The 19,831-nt window shown below is 72.5% G+C and carries 17 protein-coding genes; 6 read left to right on the forward strand and 11 right to left on the reverse strand.

Features of this window, described 5'->3' with window-relative positions:
- Positions 1-12: 12 nt before the first annotated feature.
- The 4 genes from Msi02_RS41880 to Msi02_RS41895 all read right to left on the reverse strand — a co-directional run bounded on the left by Msi02_RS41880 (position 13) and on the right by Msi02_RS41895 (position 3,021).
- Entirely contained in the window at positions 13-603 is a 591-nt protein-coding gene (locus Msi02_RS41880) for a dihydrofolate reductase family protein (RefSeq protein ID WP_204053270.1), read from the reverse strand.
- Between the two features lie 102 nt (positions 604-705).
- The gene (locus tag Msi02_RS41885) at positions 706-1,464 is read right to left on the reverse strand and encodes an NAD(P)H-binding protein (protein ID WP_204053271.1); all 759 of its coding nucleotides are present in this window, start codon (positions 1,462-1,464) and stop codon (positions 706-708) included.
- The gene (locus Msi02_RS41890; RefSeq protein ID WP_239109374.1) at positions 1,461-2,528 is read right to left on the reverse strand and encodes a patatin-like phospholipase family protein; all 1,068 of its coding nucleotides are present in this window, start codon (positions 2,526-2,528) and stop codon (positions 1,461-1,463) included. The genes Msi02_RS41885 and Msi02_RS41890 overlap by 4 nt, the downstream gene beginning before the upstream one ends.
- Before the next feature lie 91 nt (positions 2,529-2,619).
- The gene (locus Msi02_RS41895) at positions 2,620-3,021 is read right to left on the reverse strand and encodes a VOC family protein (RefSeq protein ID WP_239109372.1); all 402 of its coding nucleotides are present in this window, start codon (positions 3,019-3,021) and stop codon (positions 2,620-2,622) included.
- Between the two features lie 219 nt (positions 3,022-3,240).
- Between Msi02_RS41895 and Msi02_RS41900 the strand changes: the two genes are divergently transcribed.
- The 3 genes from Msi02_RS41900 (at position 3,241) to Msi02_RS41910 (ending at position 6,234) form a co-directional block, all read left to right on the forward strand.
- Positions 3,241-4,950, forward strand: coding sequence for a PHP domain-containing protein (locus Msi02_RS41900; protein WP_204053273.1), 1,710 nt, complete (start codon positions 3,241-3,243; stop codon positions 4,948-4,950).
- Complete coding sequence (locus tag Msi02_RS41905; RefSeq protein ID WP_204053274.1) at positions 4,947-5,489, forward strand: hypothetical protein; 543 nt, start codon at positions 4,947-4,949, stop codon at positions 5,487-5,489. Before Msi02_RS41900 ends, Msi02_RS41905 begins: the two co-directional genes overlap by 4 nt.
- 88 nt (positions 5,490-5,577) lie before the next feature.
- Complete coding sequence (locus Msi02_RS41910; RefSeq protein WP_204053275.1) at positions 5,578-6,234, forward strand: hypothetical protein; 657 nt, start codon at positions 5,578-5,580, stop codon at positions 6,232-6,234.
- A 52-nt stretch (positions 6,235-6,286) separates the two neighbouring features.
- On the opposite strand, the gene Msi02_RS41915 is transcribed toward Msi02_RS41910, so the two are convergent.
- From Msi02_RS41915 to Msi02_RS41930, 4 genes are all read right to left on the reverse strand, one after another.
- A complete protein-coding gene (locus Msi02_RS41915; RefSeq protein WP_204053276.1) occupies positions 6,287-6,874 on the reverse strand; it encodes a hypothetical protein in 588 nt (195 codons plus the stop codon).
- A 199-nt stretch (positions 6,875-7,073) separates the two neighbouring features.
- Positions 7,074-7,556, reverse strand: a complete 483-nt coding sequence (locus Msi02_RS41920; protein ID WP_204053277.1) for a GNAT family N-acetyltransferase — start codon at positions 7,554-7,556, stop codon at positions 7,074-7,076.
- Positions 7,557-7,568: 12 nt separating this feature from the next.
- Positions 7,569-10,121 (reverse strand): FtsX-like permease family protein, encoded by a 2,553-nt coding sequence (locus Msi02_RS41925; RefSeq protein WP_239109377.1) that lies wholly within the window; start codon positions 10,119-10,121, stop codon positions 7,569-7,571.
- A gap of 5 nt (positions 10,122-10,126) precedes the next feature.
- Complete coding sequence (locus Msi02_RS41930; RefSeq protein WP_204053279.1) at positions 10,127-10,843, reverse strand: ABC transporter ATP-binding protein; 717 nt, start codon at positions 10,841-10,843, stop codon at positions 10,127-10,129.
- 117 nt (positions 10,844-10,960) lie between these two features.
- Between Msi02_RS41930 and Msi02_RS41935 the strand changes: the two genes are divergently transcribed.
- Positions 10,961-11,221 (forward strand): heavy-metal-associated domain-containing protein, encoded by a 261-nt coding sequence (locus Msi02_RS41935; protein WP_204053280.1) that lies wholly within the window; start codon positions 10,961-10,963, stop codon positions 11,219-11,221.
- Here Msi02_RS41935 and Msi02_RS41940 read toward each other — a convergent pair.
- The 3 genes from Msi02_RS41940 to Msi02_RS41950 are packed head-to-tail and all read right to left on the reverse strand — an operon-like array spanning position 11,211 to position 15,441.
- Positions 11,211-14,138: an ATP-binding protein gene (locus Msi02_RS41940; RefSeq protein ID WP_204053281.1), complete on the reverse strand. Its 2,928-nt coding sequence runs from the start codon at positions 14,136-14,138 to the stop codon at positions 11,211-11,213. The genes Msi02_RS41935 and Msi02_RS41940 overlap by 11 nt on opposite strands.
- A gap of 41 nt (positions 14,139-14,179) precedes the next feature.
- The gene (locus Msi02_RS41945; RefSeq protein WP_204053282.1) at positions 14,180-15,244 is read right to left on the reverse strand and encodes a flavin-containing monooxygenase; all 1,065 of its coding nucleotides are present in this window, start codon (positions 15,242-15,244) and stop codon (positions 14,180-14,182) included.
- Positions 15,241-15,441 carry a heavy-metal-associated domain-containing protein gene (locus tag Msi02_RS41950; protein ID WP_079320866.1) on the reverse strand — a complete coding sequence of 67 codons (201 nt, stop codon included), beginning with the start codon at positions 15,439-15,441 and terminating at the stop codon, positions 15,241-15,243. The genes Msi02_RS41945 and Msi02_RS41950 overlap by 4 nt, the downstream gene beginning before the upstream one ends.
- Positions 15,442-15,596: 155 nt before the next feature.
- Between Msi02_RS41950 and Msi02_RS41955 the strand changes: the two genes are divergently transcribed.
- Both Msi02_RS41955 and Msi02_RS41960 read left to right on the forward strand, forming a co-directional pair.
- Positions 15,597-18,815: a heavy metal translocating P-type ATPase gene (locus tag Msi02_RS41955; RefSeq protein WP_204053283.1), complete on the forward strand. Its 3,219-nt coding sequence runs from the start codon at positions 15,597-15,599 to the stop codon at positions 18,813-18,815.
- A 68-nt stretch (positions 18,816-18,883) separates the two neighbouring features.
- Complete coding sequence (locus Msi02_RS41960; protein ID WP_204053284.1) at positions 18,884-19,726, forward strand: hypothetical protein; 843 nt, start codon at positions 18,884-18,886, stop codon at positions 19,724-19,726.
- Positions 19,727-19,831 lie beyond the last annotated feature (105 nt).

A 19,831-nucleotide genomic window follows, 5' to 3' on the forward strand; every position in this document is an offset into this window, starting at 1 on the left:
AACTCCCGCGCGCTACTCGGCGGCCCGGCGGTAGGTGTTCACCTGCACGCCGGTGCCGCCGGTGGCCGTGGAGACCAGTTCGAACCTCTGCCGCAGGCCGTCGGCCGGGAAGATCGTCTTACCGCCGCCGAGGATCACCGGCATGACGATCAACCGGAGTTCGTCGACCAGGCCCTCGTGCAGGAGGGCGCGCACGAGGCTCGGGCTCCCCATGACGACCAGATCGCCGTCGCCCGTGTCCCGCAGTTCGCGGATGCGGGCGACGGCCTCGTCGCCGGGGATTCGCGTGGTGTTCCAGGTCAGCTCGTCGTCGCTCAGGGTCTCCGACACCACGTACTTCGGCATCGCGTTCAACCGGTCGGCGAACGGGTCACCGGCCCGCGCAGGCCACGCGGCGGCCATGTTCTGCCAGGTGCGGCGGCCGTAGAGCAGCCCCTCCGCCTTGCTCACCGTCTCGTCGAAGGCGCCGCCGACGACCTCCGGGTCGAAGAACGGGTGCGACCAGCCGCCGTGCGCGAAGCCGCCGTCCCTGTCCTCCTCGGGACCGCCCGGCGCCTGCACGACGCCGTCCAGGCTCATGAACTCGGTGACCACGATGCGCATGGCGCTCTCCTCTGTGTCTGCCGACGCCGTCGTCGGCTCCGTCGTGGTCCCCACGGTAGCCTCCGATAAAATTAATTGTCAAGAAAGCTGGATTGTTCGGCCCTACTTACCTGCCAGAGCACGTGAGACGACCGTCTCGGCGGGCCGGCCGAGCACCCGTTCGAGGTCGTCGGTCCGCTGTTCGAGCATCCCCGCGCGGATCTGCGCGTTGATCCAGCTCATCGGGCCCGGCCCGGCGTCGGGCACCTCGCGGTAGGGCACGCCAAACGCCTCGGCCACCTCGGGATAGCTCCACAGAGGTCCGGTGAAGTCGTACGCCCGGCCCAGATGTCCCTCGCCGGTCAGCACGTTGACCGCCGCCTCGGCGAGATCCGACCGGAAGGCCGTGTTCAGGCCGCGCCCGCCGGTGCTGCTGGTGATCTCACCCTCGACGACCCGCGGGACGAACGCGTCGCTGTAGAAGGGGTGGCGCAGGAACGTGTACGGCAGGCCGCTGCGGAGTATGGCCTGCTCGGTGGCGTGGTAGGCCTCCGTCATGCCGGTCGCGCCGGTGCCGGCCCCAAGGAAGCTGGTGAAGACGACCGCGCCGACGCCGGCCTCCTTCGCGGCGGTCACCGCGTTGAGGTGCTGCCCGATCCTGCGGGTGGTGTCGAGCTCAGGAGAGGAGATCAGGAGGAGGCGGGCGGCCCCGTCGAACGCCTCGCGCAGACTCGCCGGGTCGTCGTAGTCACCGCGCCGCGTCGGCACGCCCTCGGGCGCGCGGCCGGGATCGCGCACCGCGGCCACCACCTCCGTACGGGTGCGCAGATGGTCGATGACGAGGCGGCCGAGCGCGCCGGAGGCGGCCGAGATCACGATCATCGGGCAAGTGAACCGCCTGCCGTCGCCACCCTGCCACTGCTTTTCGGGCGGAAGCGGGCGCGGTAGTCGTCCCAGTCCCAGGTGGACAGGAAGGCCGCCGCGGCCGTCCGGCCGTTGCGGTAGAGGTGCTGCTTCTGCCGTTCGTCGAGGTCGAAGTCGACGACTCCCACGCCCTCGGTGTCGACCTGGATGGTGCGGGCCCTGACCCAGGGCTGGTTCAGGTACGTCTGGTCGTGGCCGACGATCGCGGTCCCGACCAGGGACGTCAGCAGCCGCAGGGCGGGCAGGTGGGGAGCCCCGACGAGCGGCAGCCTGAGCGTGTCCTCCCGGAACGCGGGGAGCAGCTTGACCCCGAACGTGGGCCAGCGCGGCTGCTCCCCGTCCTGCCGGTCGAGCGTGTCGATGGGGAAGTTGGACAGCACGCCGCCGTCCACCAGGGTCGACACCAGCCCGGTGCCGGAATCGGTGATCGTGACGGGCTCGAAGAAGAAGGGGATCGACATCGAGGCGCGGACGGCATCGGCCACCCGCTGCCTGCCCGGATCCGCCACGCCGTAGACGCTCCGGTAGTCCCACGGCAGGCGCACCAGCCGGCCCAGGGTGACGTCCGTGGCCGTCACCACCAGGCTGTAGCGCTGGTCCTCGCCCATCCAGGGCGCCGGGTCGTCGAGCGCCAGGTCGTCGAACGTCTCGACGCCCAGGTCGGCCAGCTCGTTCCCCAGCCACTCCCGCAGGTGGTCGCCCTCGAACACACCCCGTTCGAACAGCAGGGACAGCAGCGAGAAGCCCCTGCCGACCAGTGGGACGCGTTCCACGGCGGACGCGTCCCTGAACATGCGGTAGTCGACGCCGAACAGGAGCTCGCGCATGCGCTCCGGCGGCATCCCGGCCGCGGCCAGCGCTCCCACCACCGCCCCCGCGGAGGTCCCGGCGACCCGGGTGCCGGCGGCCCGCCCGAACCGGTAGCCGGCCGCGTGCAGTTCGTGCAGCGCCCCGACCAGGGCCATACCCTTGACCCCGCCGCCCTCCAGCACCAGGTCGGCCCGCCTGTCCACCCCGGCCATCGGCACCAGCCCTTCTTCCGACCATCCTCACCCGGATCTACCGCGCTCGGACGACCCGGGCCCCGGCGCCGCGCCAGTGCGGGGTGAACCGTCACTCCTCCTTGTCCTGCGGATACCAGCGCAGTTCGATGACGTTGCCGTCGGGGTCCTTCACGTAGACCGAGGTGGCGACGCCGCGCGCCCCGAACCGGGGGCCGGGTCCGTCGATGACGGTCAGGGCGCCGGAGTCGACGACCTCCTGCCAGTCCAGCGGCTCGACGACCAGGCAGAAGTGGTCGACGTTCGGCTCGCCGCGAGAGCCGCGCAACAAGTCGATGATCGTGTCCGGCGACACCCGCACCGAGGGGAACGGCGCCTTGCCGGCCCTCCACTCGTCGACCCGCACCGGCTCCAGGCCGAGGACGTCGCAGTAGAACGCCAGCGACCGCTCGACGTCCTCCACGGTCAGCACCAGATGGTCGAAGCCCTTGACCCGCATGTTCGTTGTGCTCATGCATCCAACGATGGCCGATCACGCCCCGTCGTGCGGGCCGCGGCCGACGTGAACCTTCCGCGTGGCGCATCCGAAAAGGTGGTATCGGCACTTTAGGATCACCCGTAAATCCGTGGCCCCCTGCACGGCTCCCGGAGTTCACGCACGGTTCAGCCGGTCTCGCAAAGGTGCCTTTCGTAGCCGGAGCCGGCTTTCCGGCGGGACGCGAAAGGGCACCACATGAGCGAGGGGCACGTACACCCCCACCCCCATCCCCACACGCATGACCACGACCACGGGCACTCCGACCCCGGCCCCGTCGTGGACATGACGGTCGCGGACGAGGAACTGTCGCCGGACCAGCTCTCCCGCCGCCAGATGTTCCGGCGGGCCGGGCTGCTCGGCGCCGGTCTCACCGCGGCGGGCGTGCTGGGCGCCCCCGGCCAGGCCGCCGCGGCGAGCACCGTGACCGGTCGCGGCGAGCGCGAGCCGAAGGACGGCTTCCTGTGGCTCGCGGGCGACCACCACATCCACACCCAGTACAGTTCCGACGGGATGTACCGGGTCATCGACCAGGTGCGGCACGCCAACGCGTACGGGCTCGACTGGATGGTCATCACCGACCACGGGAGCACGACGCACGCCAAGATCGGCGTGGAGAAGGTCAACCCCGACATCGTCGCGGCTCGCGACGTGGTCAAGGACACCCTCGTCTTCCAGGGCCTGGAGTGGAACATCCCCGCCGCCGAGCACGGCACGGTGTTCGTCGCACCGGGACGCGGCGAGGTCGCGACGCTGAAGGAGTTCGAGAACTCCTTCGACGGCTCGGTGAAGAACGCCACGGCGAGCACCCCGCAGAACGAGGCCCTCGCCATCGCGGGCCTCAACTTCCTGGCCGACGCCGTCAAGCGCCGCCGCATCCCCGACGCGCTGTTCCTGGCCAACCACCCCGCGCGCAAGGGCATCGACTCGCCGCACGAGATCCGCGCCTGGCGCGACACCGCGCCGGGGATCGCGGTCGGCATGGAGGGCGCGCCGGGCCACCAGGCCGCCGGCATCCCCAAGCCCAACGGAGCCGGCTCCGGCCGCGGCTACTACGACAACAGCCCGAGCGCCGACTCCTTCCCCGGCTACCCGGCGGAGAGCTACCGGACCTTCGGCGGCTTCGACTGGATGACCGCGACCGTCGGCGGCCTGTGGGACAGCCTGCTCGCCGAGGGCAAGCCCTGGTGGATCACCGCCAACTCCGACTCGCACACGATCTACGCCGACACCAGCGACCGCGGGCCGAACAGCGACTTCAACGCCAACGGCCGATACGAGGACCCGATCTACAACGGCGTGCACAACCTGTCCAACGGCGACTTCTGGCCCGGCTACTACAGCCGCACCCACGTCGGCGCGACCGGGTTCTCCTACGGCTCGGTCATGGACGGCATCCGCCAGGGCCGCATCTGGGTGGACCACGGCGGCCTGATCAGCGGCCTCGTCGTCCGCGCTCGGGCGCGCGGCAACAGCGGCGTCACGCTCGGCGACACCCTGTACGTCCGCCAGGGCGCCCAGGTCGAGGTGGCCATCCAGATCACTCTGGCGAACCGGCCCAACTGGGCGCAGTTCATCCCCACCCTGGCCCGCGTGGACGTCATCCAGGGCGACGTGACCGGCCCGGCCTCCGACAAGGACGTGTTCACCACCCCGAACACCAAGGTCGTCCAGTCGTACGAGGTCGGGAAGAACACCGGCACCGTCACCTTCACCTACCAGGTGGGGGCCGTCGACCACCCCGTCTACGTGCGGCTGCGCGGCACCGACGGCAACCGTGTCGCCCCCGGCCTGCTCGGCGCGTCGGTGGACCCGCACGGCCCGGCCATGGACGTGCCCGGCGACGCGGACCCCTGGAAGGACCTGTGGTTCTACAGCAACCCGATCTGGATCGTGCCGCGCCGATGATCCTGGGTTTCGACGACGGATCCCGTACGGTCGCGGGGGCCGAGCACCTTCTCCACCAGGTGGTGGAGAAGGTGCTCGGCTCGCCGGCCGGGGTGGTCGGCTGCACCCATTTCGTCCGCAGCGGCGAACTGCCGCACGTCGCCTGCTCCCTGGCCCTGCCCGGCACGGCCCACCTCGACCCTGCCCGCCTCGACCCGGCCCTACTCCCCGAGGGGGTCCTGACGGCGGAGGGCGCGGCGCTGGCGGCGGCGGAGCACGCGGCCCGCGACGGCGGGCGCGTGGTGCTGTTCCCCGGCCGCGACGACCTGCCGGGCACGCTCACCGTCGGCGACCTGCTGGCCCGCACGGCGATCGACCGGGTCCTCGTGCTCGCCCAGCCGGAGCCTCCGGCCGACGACGTGGTCCTGGTGACCAACGACCACGTACGCCCGGTCTGGCGGGACGGGCTGATGACCCTGCTCGCCATGCCGGCGCCTGGCGGACGCATCGCCCCGGCCGAGGTCCCGAACCCCACCCCCTGCTGCGCCGACCATGTCTGAATGACTGATTCGGTATAGGCCCTTCTGTACCAGGTTGCGGTTGCGGTAGAAGATCACTCGTACCATTTCTCCTCCTTTCGAGGTACACGTGAGAAAGACTCTGCGAGTGGCCGCGGCCCCGATGTTCGCCGCCGCCTTCGTCCTCGCCGCCCTGTCCGCTCCCGCGAACGCCGACACCACCGGCGGCACGACCGAGAGCGACGCCGAGATCGCCCAGGAGTGGCAGACCGCCTGGGACACCTACCACTTCACCGACACCACCCCGCCCGCGCCCGGCTCGGGCCGGAGCCGGGTCACGAACAGCATCTCCGTCGACATCGACGCACCGATGCCGTCGACCTTCTACAAGTACTCCGACTTCAACAACCACATCGGCAAGAACCCGTTCCTGAAGCGGGTCGTCACGCACAAGGAGTGGCGGACGCCCCCCGCGCTCTACCGCAACCTCACGGCGATCGAGGAGATCCCGTACGAGGGCACGATCGTGGTCAGCAAGACCCACGCGCAGCAGCGCCTCCACGCGGACGGGTTCTACTACGAGACCGACAGCTGGTCGCAGCCCAACGTGGTCACGCACCAGAAGATCGACTTCACGCCGCTGCCCGGCGGGAAGACCCGGGTCACGGAGAACCTCACCTTCGAGGCGGACTCCTCGCTGATCGACTTCGTCGCCACGAACGGCACCGCCTCGCACCAGCAGTTGCAGGCGGCCCTCAAGCAGGCGATCGAGAGCGGCGAGCTCTGATCCTCGGGCACTGAAAACGGGCGTCTTCCGTGAGGGAGACGCCCGTCTCGTGTCAGTGCCCCCTGCCGCTGCCTCTGCTTTCCTCGGCCTCCAGGGTCTGGTTGATCGAGCAGTTCTTGATCCCGTTCGTGCAGTTGCCGCTGAGGGAGTCGGTGAAGACGCTGACACTCGACACCTGTTGAGTGCCGGCGAAATCGACGGCGCTGTTGCCCGCGGGAGCGTTCACGTTGCGCTTGCCCGTGTTGAGCTGAAAGGGCGGACTGCTGATCGTAGGCGCATTGGCGGTGTTGATACCGGCCGTGTGCTGCGTGCCCCCGCCGTCGTCACCGAACCCGCCGCCGAGACCACCCCCGAAACCGGCGAGACGGGCGTCAATGCGGGCGCCGCCATGACCGTGGCCCTTGCCCTTCTTCTCCTTGCCCTTCTTCTCCTTGCCCTTCTTCCCCTTCTTGGCCTTGCCCTTCTTGCCCTTGCCGCCGCCGGGAACGGCCTCGGCACCATGAGCAGCGGTCTCGGCACCATGAGCGGCCTCGGCACCATGACCGGGATCGGAGTTCGCCACGCGGCCGTCCTGGAAACTCGGCGCCGCGAGCGCCTGTGGCGCCACCACCACGTCCGTCAGCCCGACGAGGATCGCCACGAGGACGGCCAGACGCCGGGCAGACACCGCCACGACGCGGGAACTCCTGTTGTCGCCCATCCGATCCACACCTGCCTGTCATTCGCCTCCGGACACGTCCGCTTGGGGACACAAGCGACGCATCCGGCTCATACCCCTCGCTTCGCCCCTCTTCTCCCGAGGTGCGATGTGCTGTGCCGTTGCTGATCCCTTCTTTGCGCTACGCGGTTCCGCCCACGTGTGCCGCGTACGCGCCGGGCGGCCAGGCGGCGATGATCTTCGTGGACAGGGTCGCCCCGAGGCGGGTGTAGAAGCGCTGGGCGCCCTCGTTGTCCTTCAGCACCTCCCACCGCACGACCATCCCCTCGGCCGCCGCGATCCCGGCCACCCCGGTCATCAGCAGGCGGCCGACTCCGCCGTCACGGGCCTCCGGCCGTACGAACAGGTCGTCCAGGGCGAGGATGTCGCGCCCGGCCCAGATGTTGAGGTGACGGACGACGGACACGAAGCCGATCGGCCAGCCGCCGCGCTCGGCGAGCAGGACGATGACGTCCTCGCGGCACAGCAGTTCGCGCATCCGCTCCTCGGACACCGCCACGTGCCTGAGCTGGTCCTGGTGCGCGGCGAGCTCACGCAGCAGGGTCAGTGCGGCGGCGGCGTCCTCGGGACCGGCGCGGCGGATCGTCACGGGACTGTCGTTCACAGTGGTCTCCAATCAGGTGGTGGCGATGGCGGTGAGCACGTCGAGCCTGGCCGCGCGGCGGGCCGGCAGCAGCCCGGCCAGCAGACCGGCGACGGCGGCCACGGCGACGACCAGCAGGAGCGGACCGACCGGCAGCGTGAGCGTGGCCTCGGTGGTGCGGCCCAGCGCGGTGACCGTGCCCGCGGCGAAGGCGACGCCCAGGCCGATCCCGGCGACGATCGCCAGCGCCGCGACGAGGACCGCCTCGCCACGGATCATCCAGCGCATCTGGGTGCCGGTCATGCCGACCGCCCGCAGCAGCCCGAGCTCCCTGGTCCGCTCGATGATGGACAGGGCGAGCGTGTTGGTGATGCCCATCAGCGCGATCAGGACGGTGAGCATCAGCAGCGCGGTCACCAGCCCCAGGACCTGGTCGATCATCGCGTTCCGACCGGCGACGGCCGCCGCCTGGTCGCGCACCTGTGCGGTCGGGGCGTCGCCGAGGGCCCGTTCGATGGCCTTCCTCGCGTCCGCGTCGCGCACTCCGTCGGCCACCTTGACGAAGACGCTCGCGTCGACGTGCTCACGGTAGTTCCGCTCGAAGGTGTCCAGCGAGATGACGTAGCCGGTCGACAGCGCCTGGGCGTCCCGGTCGCGCAGCAGGCCGACCACCGGAAGGCGCCGGGTCCCGGTGCGGGAGAACGTCATCGCCAGGGTGTCGCCGACCTTGAGGTGCCGCTCCCTGGCGACGTTCGCGGCCAGGACGACCCCGCCGCCCGCGACGGCGTCCAGGCGTCCGGCGACCATGTGGAGCGAGGTGACGCGAGGCAGCGTGACCGGGTCGACCGCGGTGAGCGCCTCGGTCGACCGGCCGTCCTTCCAGTGGCCGTAGCGCAGCCGGGAGGCCACCGCGACCTGCGGCAACTCGCTGACGTGGTGGTAGGCGTGCGCGGGCAGCCCGCCCAGCATCTCGTTGCGGGCGCTCTCCACCACGTAGTCGGCGGTGATCACCTCGGTGTACGACCGCGCGGTCGAGTCCTTGATCGAGGTGCCCAGCACGGTCGTGAAGCTGATGAGCGCGAGGCCGAAGGCCAGGGCCAGGGCGGTCGCGGAGGTGCGCCGGGGCGCCCGCGCCGCCGACTCGCGCGCCAGCCGTCCGGGGACGCCGGCCGCGCCGAGTGGCCGCCCGAGCAGCCGGACCAGACCCGGGGAGACCGCCGGCCCGAGCAGGGCCAGCCCCACGACGGTGCTCACCGCCGCCTCGCCGAGCACGACGACCGACCCCGGCCCGGCCAGGACGATCGACAGCCCGGCCACGCCGAGCGCGGTGAGAACCGCCCCGGCGACGGTGCGGCCCCAGCCGGCCCGCCCTGTGCCCCGCCCGGTGACGCCGTCGGCCGACGCGCGCCGCATCGCCTCCACCGGCGCCACCGAGGCGGCGCGGCGGGCCGGGCCGAGCGCCGACAGGACCGTGACGCCGACGCCGACCGCGAACGCGACGACCAGGGTCCGGGGCGCGACGACGAGCCCGCCGCCGGGCAGCGTCATCCCGAAGGCGCCGGCGAGGTCGCGCAGCCCCGCCGCGCAGGCGACGCCGAGGCCCGCGCCCGCCGCGGAGGCGGCCAGCCCCACCAGCAGGGCCTCGCCGAGCACCGAGCGCATCACCTGGCCGCCGGTGGCCCCGGCCGCCCGTAGGACGGCCAGCTCGCGCGTGCGCTGGGTGACGACGATCGAGAAGGTGTTGGCGATGAGGAACGCGCCGACGAGCAGGGCCGCCGCCGCCAGGGCGAACAGCATCACCTGCAGGTAGGAGATCTGCGTCTTGGCCGCGGCCGCGCTGGAGGCGGCGACGTCCCGGCTGGAGGAGACCTCGTATCCGGACCCGAGCGCGGCCGACACCGCGGTGCGCAGCCGTTGGGCGTCGGCGCCGTCCGCGGCGACGACGGCGATCTCCGAGGCGTTCCGGTCCAGCGCGAGCAGCCGCTGCGCGGCGGGCAGGGCGACCAGGGCGACGGTGGTGTTCGGCAGGCCCTCCGCCGGCCCGAACCCGGCCAGCCCCACCACGCGGAGCCGTTCCGTACGCTCGGCCCTCACGGTGACCTCGGCGCCGAGGCCGATGCGGTGCAGGCGGGCGGTCGCGGCGTCCACCACGACCTCGTCCCCGGCGACCGGAGCACGCCCGGCGCGCAGGGTGAACGCGCCGACCGGCCCGGGCTCCCAGGACAGCAGTAGCGACGGGCCCGCCGGGACGATGGTCTTCCCGGCGACGCCGAGCAGCCCCTGACCCCGTACGACGGGGGTGGCGGCGGCCACGCCCGGCACCGCGCGGACGCGGTCCACGACCTCGGGAGGCAGCGGGTCGCGCTCGACCTCCACGCCCATCGCCGAGTCGAACGCGGCGGCGTCGCGGACGGTCAGGTCCACCCCCGCGGTGGCCGTACGGAACTGGTCGTCGAGCAGCCGCTGGGAGGTGTCGGTGAGCACCAGGCTGCCGGTGACGAAGGTGACGCCGAGCAGGACGGCGAGCAGCGTCAGCGCCAGCCTGCCCCGGCGGGCGACGGTGTTGCGGACGATCAGGTGCCACATCGCGGTCACTTCTCCTCGTTGCGCGTGAGGCCGGCCACGCGGCCGTCGGCGAAATGGACCACCTGGTCGGCGTACGCCGCGGCGTTGGCGTCGTGGGTGACCATCACGATGGTCTGGCCCAGCTCGCGGGCGGCGTGGCGGAGGAAGCCGAGCAGCGCCTCCCCCGCCCGGGAGTCGAGGTTGCCGGTCGGCTCGTCGGCGAAGACGATGCGCGGGCGGGCGGCCAGCGCTCGGGCCACGGCGACCCGCTGCTGCTGCCCGCCGGACAACTCGGCGGGACGGTGCCGCAGCCGGTCGCCCAGCCCGAGCATCGCGACGATCTCGTCGATCCACGTCTGGTCGGCCCGCCGCCCGGCGAGGGTCAGCGGCAGCACGATGTTCTCGGCGGCGGTCAGCGTGGGGAGCAGGTTGAAGCTCTGGAAGACGAAGCCCACGTGCTCGCGGCGCAGCAGCGTGCGCTGCCGCTCGCTGAGCCGGCGGAGGTCGGTGTCGCCGATGAGCACCTGCCCCTCGTCCACCGTGTCGAGCCCGGCCAGGACGTGCATCAGGGTGGACTTGCCGGACCCCGAGGGTCCCATCACGGCGGTGAACCGCCCGGCGGGGATCGACAGGGTGGCGCCGTCGAGGGCCCGGACGGCGGTGTCGCCGCGGCCGTAGATCTTCACGACGTCGCGGGCGAGCGCGGCGACGTCGGTACGCGGGGGTGTTTCAGTGAGGGTCATGGGGCGAGCATCACGGCCACGACTGTCGGCGCACTGGTCGCGGTCTTGCTCACCTTGGGCGGTGCCGGACAGCGGACGGACAGCGGGCCGCCAGAGCGGGGCGGCACGCTGGACGGCATGGCAGACCAGACCCCCGAGTGGCTGACCGTGTGCGTGCCGGCCCTGCTGTGCCGCAGATGCGTGCGCCTGCTGAGCAGGCACGTGCGCGACGTGCCCGGTGTCACCGCGTTCGAGGTCGACGCCGCCTGGGGTCTGCTGCGCGTACGCGGCGGGGTGGACCCGGCGAAGCTGGACTCCGAACTGCGGGCGGCGCTGGCGGCGGCCGGTTTCTCGGGCGACCGGTGCGAACACCGGCGCGGCGGGCCGCTCAGCCCGTGAGCGCGGCGGCCGTCTTCCGGGCGTGCGCGGCCTCGTCCGGCAGTCCCGCCTCTTCGGCGCAGCCGGCCAGGAACGACCACAGGCGGGCCCTGGCCCAGGGGAACTCGCCCTCCTTCAGCAGCGCCAGCGCGTCGCGGCACTCGCGGACGGCGGAGCCGGCGTCCCCGCGTACGCGGGCCATCCGGGCCCGCCCCCACGCCGCCCATGCCTGGCAGCGGGGGTTGCGCGCCCGCCGTGCGACGTCGTCCGCCTCGGCGAGCAGCGCCGTGACGTCGTCGCCCTCGTCCACGTCCAGCCGGGTGTGGGCCGTGTGCACGAGGGCGAAGGTCAGCCCGTGGAGCGAGTTGCGGCCGCGCACCTCGTCCACGGACTCGCGCAGGACGGCCAGGGCCTCCTCCCGCCGCCCGGACTCGCGCAGGGCGATGCCGAGATGCGCGAGGATCGCGCTGCCGATGATGCGGTCGCCGACGGCCCTGGCGAGGTCGAGGGCGCGCCGCCACCGGACGACCGCGTCCTCGAAGTCGCCCAGGCGCAGGGCCAGCAGCGCCTCCAGATACTCCGTCATGCCCAGCCACCAGCCGTCGTCGGAGTCGCCCAGCTCGCGCCTGCTCCGCTCGATCAGGGCACGGTGGTGCCCGGGGTCCCCGCCGTACTGGCCGGCCCAGGCCATCACCAGCCGGGAGATCGCGGCGTTGCGTACGTCGCCGATCTCCTCGAACACCGCGAGGCTCTCCTCGGTGGCGGCGACCGAGCGCGGGGTCGGGTAGTAGACGTGCAGGAGCCCGATGCCCTGCAGCGCGCGGGCCCGTGCGGCGGCTGACCCGCCGCCGGTCTCCAGCAGCGCGGTCAGCGCCCGGGTGCCCTCGTAGCGCACACCGTAGTTCCAGAACATCACGAGCGCGCAGGCCAGCCGGAAGCCGCTCTCGACGTCGCCGCTCTCAAGGGCGTGGTCCACGGCGGCGCGGAAGTTGTCGTGCTCGTCGTAGAGCCGGGTGAAGACGGCGAGATCGCGGACGCGCATGCCGTCCTCTTCGGCCAGGCGCGCGTAGTAGGCGAGGTGGCGGTCGCGGCACTCGGCGACCTCCCCGGCCTCCTCCAGCCGGGCCCACGCGTAGTCGCGTACGGTGACGAGCAGCCGGAAGCGCCCGGTGGCCGGTTCCGGCACCACGAGCGACCGGTCGACCAGCCGGAACAGCAGGTCGAGCACCTCTCCCCTGCCGACGCCGCCGAAGGCACACACCTCCTCGGCGGCGGCCGGGGTCCAGCCGCCGCGGAACACCGCGAGGCGGCGCAGCAGCCGCCGCTCGGCCTCCGGCAGCAGGTCGTGGCTCCAGTCGAGGGTGGCGCGCAGCGTGCGGTGACGCGCCTCGCCGGTGCGCGGTCCCGCCGTCAGCAGCGAGAACCGGTCCGCCAGCCGGGCCTCGATGTCGGCCGGAGACAGCGCCTTCACCCGCGCGGCGGCCAGCTCGATGGCGAGCGGCATGCCGTCGAGCCGGCGGCAGATGGACGCCACCACGGGGGCCGTCTCCTCGTCGAGCGTGAACGAGGGCCGTACGGCACGGGCCCGCTCAGCGAAGAGCCGCACGGCGGGCCCGTCGTCCTGGGTGACGTCCAGCGGACCGACCGCGATCTGCACCTCGCCGGGGATCGCGAGCGCCTCCCTGCTGGTGGCCAGCACGCGCAGCCGCGGGCAGGCCGCGGCCAGCCGCTCCACGAGGGCGGCCACGTCGTCCACCAGGTGCTCGCAGTTGTCGACCACGAGCAGCGTGCGGCCGTCGCGCAGGTGCTCCTCGACCGCGTCGGCCGCCGTGTCGGCCCCCGTGTCCGCCCCCGCAGTGCCCTGCGGCGGCACGCCCAGCTCGGCGGCGAACGCGTCGGCGACGTCCGTCCCGGGCTCGAGTGCGGCCAGGCGGACCAGCAGCACGCGGTCGGCCAGCGCCCCGTTCACCCTGCGGGCGATCTCGAACGCGAGCGTCGTCTTGCCCATGCCGCCCGGGCCGGTCAGCGTCACCACCCGCGCCTCCGCGAGCCGCTCCAGCGCCGCCGTCACGTCGTCCTGGCGGCCGATCACCGAGGTCAGCCGCTGTGGCAGCCGCTGTGGCAGCCGGTCGGTGCTCTTCGGGGCAGGGGCCGGTTGGGCGGCGGACGGGACCTGCTGGCGGAGGATGGCCTCGGCGAGCGCCTGGAGCTCCGGCGACGGGTCGATGCCGAGCTCGTCGGCGAGACCACGGCGCAGCGCCTGGTAGGCGGCCAGCGCCTCCGCCTGCCGCCCGCCGCGATACAGCGCGAGCATCAGCAGGCGGTGCAGCCGCTCCCGCAGCGGGTGGCGCGCCACCAGGCGTTCGATGTCGGCGACCGCCTCGTTGTGCCCGCCGGACTCCAGCAGGAGCTCGAACCGGTCCTCGACCGCGCCCAGTCGCAGCTCCTCCAGCCGGGTGCTCTCCGTCGTCGCCCACGTCGTCTGGCCGACGTCGGCCAGCGCGGGCCCCCGCCACAGCCGCAGCGCCTCGTCCAGGCAGCCCAGGGCGGCGGTGACGTTCCCGGCGGCCGTCTCCTCCCGCGCCCGTACGAGCAGCCGCTCGAACACGTGCGCGTCGACGGCGTCCGGGGGCACGGCCAGCCGATATCCCGGGGCCTGCGTGACCAGGACGTCCGCGCCGAGCCCTGCGGCGGCGAGGGCGCGGCGCAGCTTGGACACCCGGATCTGCAGGGCGTTCGCCGCGTCGGCCGGCAGGTCGTCGCCCTCGTCGCCCCACAGGGCGTCCGTCAGGCCGTCCACCGGCACCACGCGCCCGCATGACAGGGCCAGCCGGGCCAGCAGCGCCCGCACGGACGGCGGCAGCGCCGTCGCGGAGCCGCCGGGTCCCCGCACCTCGGTGGGCCCGAGAACCGCGAACGTCACGGCCGTGTTCGGCATGTCACTCCTCGTCACCCAGGCTCCGCCGGGACTGCCCAATATTAAGGGGCGATGAGCGTTTTGCCGGGATCGATCGCGGTGGCGCTGAGCCGGTCGGCCAGGGTGTGCGCGTCCCGGCCCACCCACCCCAGTACGGACGAGCCGCGGGCGCGCTGCCAGGGCAGGCCGAGGAAGTACAGCCCCGGCCAGTTCGTCACGCCCTCGCGGTGCACCGGCGCCCCCTGCTCGTCGAGCACCGGCACGTGCAGCCAGGGGTAGTGCGGGCGGAATCCGGTCGCCCACACGACGCCGTCGGGGCGCACGCGACGGCCGTCCGCGAGGACGACGTCCCGCCCCTCGGCGTCCACGGCGCGGTCCACCCGCTCCACCCGCCGCAGCAGCCGCTTCACGTCGGTCCCGATGATCAGCTCACGGCTCCTGACGCGGCGTCCGATCCGGCTGTCGCCGCGGATGTCCATGAAGCCCAGGTGGGAGAACCACCAGAACAGGTCACGGCCCAGCATCCGCTGGGGCAGCACCCGGCCCATCGACGAGACCGACAGCCAGACGCGCCGTCCGGTGCCGGCCAGCTCCTCGGCGATCTGAACGCCGGTGTTGCCCGCGCCGACGACCAGGATCTCCCCCATGGGAAGCTGCTCGGGCCGGAGATAACGGCTGCTGTGCAGCTGGGTGACGTGCGGGTCCAGGCCGGACGTGAAGGCGGGCGTCCGCGGCGTGTGGAACGCCCCCGCCGCGACCACGACCCGCGCCGCCGTATACATGCGGGCCAAGGTCTCGACCAGGAACCTCTCCCCTTCCGGCCGTACGGACGTGACATGGGAGCCGAGATGCACCGGGAGGGCGAACCGCTCCGCGTACGCCTCCAGGTAGTCGGCGACCTCGTCCTTGCCCGGATGGCCGTCCGGGTCGCCAGGGAACCGCAGGCCGGGCAGGCCGTCGTACCGGCGCGGCGTGAACAGCGTGAGCGAGTCCCACCGGTGGCGCCACGCGTCACCCACCCGCCGGTGCGCGTCGAGGATGGCGAACCTCAGACCGGCGAGGCGCAGGTGGTATCCCAGCGCAAGCCCGGCCTGGCCGCCTCCGACGATCAAAGTGTCGTACGTCATTCGGCGGCCTCGTAGCCGGCCTCGGCGATGGCCGCACGCACGGCGGCCGGGTCGGCCGAGCCGGTGACCACCACGGTCTTGGCGGTGAAGTCGACGGCCACCGAGCCGACGCCGGGCACCTCGCCGACGGACTCGGCGATCGCCTTGACGCAGTGGCCGCAACTGATGGCGGGCACGGACAGCACGAGCTGGTTCATCCTGGCTCCTTCACGTTCAGAGGTGGAATCACCGTGCCGGGCGCCGCTGTCCGGCCCCTGTCGTCGGTTTCGCCAGGCGGACAGGGAGTGGGCAGCGGCGGGAAAGCGCCGCGCGCGACCGTCGCCTCGAAGACCTTGGATCAGGAGGTGGAGCGATGACGGTCGCGACGAGCATGTGCACGCTGGACATCGGCGGCATGACCTGCGCGTCCTGCGTACGCAGGGTGGAGAAGGCCCTCACCCGGGTGGACGGCGTGACGGCGGCCGAGGTGAACCTCGCCACCGAGGTCGCCACCGTCACCTACGATCCCGCCCGCGTCACCGTCGCGACGCTCGCCGAGTCGGTCGTACGGGCCGGGTATACCGCGGAGATTCCCGAACCCGAACCCGAACCGGAGCCGGAACCCGAGCCGGGACCGGAGCCGGAACCGGACCGGGAGGTCGCCCGGCTCAAGCGCACCTGGCAGGTCACCCTCGCGGCCGGGCTGTCGATGATGGTGCTGATGTACCTGCCGCTGCCCATCGACGCGATGGACTGGCTGATGCCGCTGCTGCTGGTCGTCGCGACGGTCGCGCAGTTCTGGGCGGGCCGTCCCTTCTACCGCGCCGCCTGGGCCGCGGCCCGGCACGGCGCGGTCAACATGCACACGCTCGTCGCCATGGGCACGACGGTGGCGTACGGCTACAGCGCGTTCGTCACGCTGTGGCCGGCCGCGGCGGAGCGGCTTGGGCTGCCGCTGCACGTGTACTTCGAGATCTCCGTCGTCGTCATCGCACTCGTCCTCATGGGGCGGTGGATGGAGGCGAGGGCCAGGAAGCGGACCACCTCCGCCATCGGGGAACTGCTCGGGCTGCGGCCGAAGACGGCCCGCGTGCTGCGCGGGGACACCGAGGTCGAGGTTCCGGTCGAGGACGTCGCCGTCGGCGACCTCGTCCGGGTGCGCCCGGGCGAGAAGATCCCCGTGGACGGCGTCGTGACCGTCGGTGTCTCCACCGTGGACGAGAGCATGATCACGGGTGAGAGCATGCCGGTGCGCAGGGGCGAGGGCGACCCGCTGATCGGTTCCACGATCAACCGGACCGGCTCGGTGGTGATGCGGGCCACCGCCGTCGGTCAGGACACGACGCTGGCGCAGATCGTCCGGCTGGTCGAGCGGGCGCAGGGGTCGAAGGCGCCCCTGCAGCGCCTGGCCGACATGGTGTCCGGGTGGTTCGTGCCCGCCGTCATCGGCGTCGCGGCGCTCACCTTCGTCGTCTGGGCGGTCTTCGGGCCCGACCAGGGACGGCTCACGCTGGGCATCGGCACCGCCATCGCCGTACTGATCATCGCCTGCCCCTGTGCGCTCGGCCTCGCCACCCCCACGGCGATCATGGTGGGCACCGGGAAGGCCGCCGAACTGGGCATCCTGATCTCCGGCGGAGACGCGCTCGAACAGGCCCGCCGCCTCACCACGGTCGTCCTGGACAAGACCGGCACGATCACCCGGGGCCGTCCGGATGTGACCCGCCTCGTCACCGTCGCGGGCGGGGACGCCGACGAGCTGCTCGCGTACGCCGCCGGGGCCGAGAGGGGCTCGGAACACCCCCTCGGCGACGCGATCGTCACGCACGCCTGGAACCGCGGCCTCCGCCTGCCCGAGGTGGAGCGGTTCGACGCCATACCCGGCCACGGCGTGGCGGCCCAGGTGGGCGGCAGGGCCGTGCTCATCGGAAACAGCGCACTCATGCGCCGCCATGACGTGAGCGTCGGCGAGCTGGAGCAGGTGGCCGCCGAGGCCGCGGCCGAGGGAGCGACCCCCGTGTACGTCGCCCTCGACGGCCGCCTCGCCGGGCTGATCGGCGTGGCCGACACGATCCGGCCCGAGTCCCGCGAGGCCGTCGACCGGCTGCGCGCGCTCGGCCTGGAGGTGTGGATGCTGACCGGCGACAACCAGGCCACCGCCGACGTCGTCGCCCGGCAGGTCGGCATCGATCGCGTCATCGCCGACGTACGGCCCGAGGACAAAGCGGCCCGCGTGGCCGCCCTGCGCGAGAACGGCGCGGTCGTCGCCATGGTCGGCGACGGGATCAACGACGCCCCGGCGCTGGCCACGGCCGATCTCGGCATCGCCATCGGCACCGGGACCGACGTCGCCATCGCGGCCTCCGACATCACCCTCGTGGGCGGCGACCTGCGCGGCATCGTCTCGGCCATCGACCTGTCCAGGCGTACCGTGAGGACGATCAAGCAGGGACTCGCCTGGGCGTTCGCGTACAACGTGCTGCTGATCCCGGTCGCCGCCGGTGTGCTGTACCCCTTCAACGGCGTGCTCCTCGACCCCTCCCTCGCCGCCGCCGCGATGGCGATGAGCTCGGTCAGCGTCGTCACCAACGCGCTGCGCCTGCGCCGGTTCCGGCCCGGCTCCGGAGTGTCCCGGCTCGCCGACTGGGGCTATCTCGCCGGCATCGCCTGCCTCGCCGTGGCCGTGGGCGCCGGGTTCACCGCGCTCAGCCGTACGGAGGCGGCCCAGCGAGGGATGAACGGCGTGCTCGCCTGGGTGGAGAACACCGGCATGCCGATGCGCCCGGCCATGAGCGTGATGATGACCGCCGAGACCGAACCCGTGCCCGCCGAGGACGCCGGCGTCCGGATGGACATCCAGGTCCCCCATGACGTCACCCCGGGCGTCCCCGCCACCGTACGCATCCGCCTGACCGACCCCTCGACCGGCCTTCCCGTCGACGACGTCGTACGCAGCCACGAGGCGTGGATGCACTTCATCGCCACCCGGGCGGACCTGGGCACCTTCGCCCACGTCCACCCCGAGCCCACGGGCCGGCCCGGCGAGTTCTCCGTCCGGCTGACCTTCCCCACCGCCGGCCGCTACCTCGTCAACGCCGAGTTCCGGCGGCGCGGGGAGATGACCGACGTCCTCGACCATCAGGAGATCACGGTCGGTCGCCCGGACGGTTTCACCAGCTCTTCCAGCTCTTCCACCGGTGCGGAAAAGGCGTCGCCGTCCTCCCGAGAGCAGGTCGTCGGCGGCCTCCGGGTCACCCTCACGGGCGAGGCCGAGGCAGGCGGCAGGAGCGACCTCACCTTCCGCTTCGCCGACGCCGCGACCGGCAGGCCAGTCACCGGCCTGCGCCCCTACCTGGCCGCCGCCGGCCACGTGGTGATCATGCCGATCGACGGCAAGGGGTTCGCCCACGAGCACGCGGAGGCCGAGGACGACCAGGGCCGCCCCGTCTTCGCCCTGCCGGGCCAGACCTTCGGGCCCGAACTCGGCCTGCACGCCCGGTTCCCCCACCCCGGCCTGTACCGCCTGTGGGCCCAGTTCCGCGACGCCCAGGGCCGGGTCCTCACCACGACGTTCACCCTGGAGGCCCGTTAGGAACGTGCGCGAAACATGCACAGATCGGTTCGCAGGCTCTGCACATCCGCACGGCACCATGATCGGACGTGCAGAGCCTGCATGTACGCCGACTGCTCCTGGCCATCCTCCTGGTCATCATGGTCGGCCCGCTGACGGCCGGGTCCACCGCCACCCTGCCGCCCATAAGGTCCGTCTCCGCGATCGCGACGCTGGTCGGCGACTATCTGGCCACGCACCCCGCAGTGAAGCGCGTGCTGCGCTCCGGTGGGATCAGCGTCACGCTCATCTCGTGCGGTGCCGGGACCGGCTCGCCGACCGACCTGTCGGCGGACCTCGGAGACGGCTTCAGCGGCCGTCTCATCAGGACGCGGGACGCCACCTACTTCCAGATGCCGATCGGAGCCGAGGTCGCTCCCGGGAAGTCCTTCGACAAGGTCACCGACTACTACGAGCCGTACAACCTGCTCGGCATCGGGACACTCGCGATGATGGCCACCAACCTGATCGACGGCCACCGCGCACACGCGCTCCTGATCAAGACGGGCCGCCTCACGGTTGCGACCATCGAGAGCGGCACCCGCAACCACACGATTCACTACACCGTCCACATCGACGTGCGCCGAGCTGTCCAACGCCTGAATCTCCCGGCCTACATCGCCTACACCAACCCGATGCCGCTCGACCAGCGGACCGAGGAGGAGTACGCCAAGGTGCGGGCAGGCGACCCGGCCGCGCAGGCACGGCTCCGTGCCCGCATCGCCGGCGATCTCGGCCCCTCCGCCGACTACGAGCTGTGGGTGGACCTGAGCGGGCGACCGGTCCGTTACGTCCTGTCCGCCAAGACACGGACCGAGACGACCTTCTCGGACTGGGGGACCTGCGTGGTCGACGCACCCCCGTCGGAGCGGGTCCGGGATCTGAAGGGCTGACCCCGGACTCCCGGGGCCGCCCCCGGCCTTCGCTGTGATCGCGCGGCCACTCTCACACGGCACGACAGCGCCGTGAGGCGACACGAGCGCCACCACCACCCCGAG

The sequence above is a fragment of the Microbispora siamensis genome (assembly GCF_016863095.1).
Lineage (GTDB): Bacteria > Actinomycetota > Actinomycetes > Streptosporangiales > Streptosporangiaceae > Microbispora > Microbispora siamensis.

Coding starts and splice junctions, on each gene's coding strand:
- Msi02_RS41880 (WP_204053270.1), bottom strand. CDS start 603: ATGCGCATCGTGGTCACCGAGTTCATGAGCCTGGACGGCGTCGTGCAG.
- Msi02_RS41885 (WP_204053271.1), bottom strand. CDS start 1,464: ATGATCGTGATCTCGGCCGCCTCCGGCGCGCTCGGCCGCCTCGTCATC.
- Msi02_RS41890 (WP_239109374.1), bottom strand. CDS start 2,528: ATGGCCGGGGTGGACAGGCGGGCCGACCTGGTGCTGGAGGGCGGCGGG.
- Msi02_RS41895 (WP_239109372.1), bottom strand. CDS start 3,021: ATGAGCACAACGAACATGCGGGTCAAGGGCTTCGACCATCTGGTGCTG.
- Msi02_RS41900 (WP_204053273.1), top strand. CDS start 3,241: ATGAGCGAGGGGCACGTACACCCCCACCCCCATCCCCACACGCATGAC.
- Msi02_RS41905 (WP_204053274.1), top strand. CDS start 4,947: ATGATCCTGGGTTTCGACGACGGATCCCGTACGGTCGCGGGGGCCGAG.
- Msi02_RS41925 (WP_239109377.1), bottom strand. CDS start 10,121: ATGTGGCACCTGATCGTCCGCAACACCGTCGCCCGCCGGGGCAGGCTG.
- Msi02_RS41930 (WP_204053279.1), bottom strand. CDS start 10,843: ATGACCCTCACTGAAACACCCCCGCGTACCGACGTCGCCGCGCTCGCC.
- Msi02_RS41935 (WP_204053280.1), top strand. CDS start 10,961: ATGGCAGACCAGACCCCCGAGTGGCTGACCGTGTGCGTGCCGGCCCTG.
- Msi02_RS41940 (WP_204053281.1), bottom strand. CDS start 14,138: ATGCCGAACACGGCCGTGACGTTCGCGGTTCTCGGGCCCACCGAGGTG.
- Msi02_RS41945 (WP_204053282.1), bottom strand. CDS start 15,244: ATGACGTACGACACTTTGATCGTCGGAGGCGGCCAGGCCGGGCTTGCG.
- Msi02_RS41950 (WP_079320866.1), bottom strand. CDS start 15,441: ATGAACCAGCTCGTGCTGTCCGTGCCCGCCATCAGTTGCGGCCACTGC.
- Msi02_RS41955 (WP_204053283.1), top strand. CDS start 15,597: ATGACGGTCGCGACGAGCATGTGCACGCTGGACATCGGCGGCATGACC.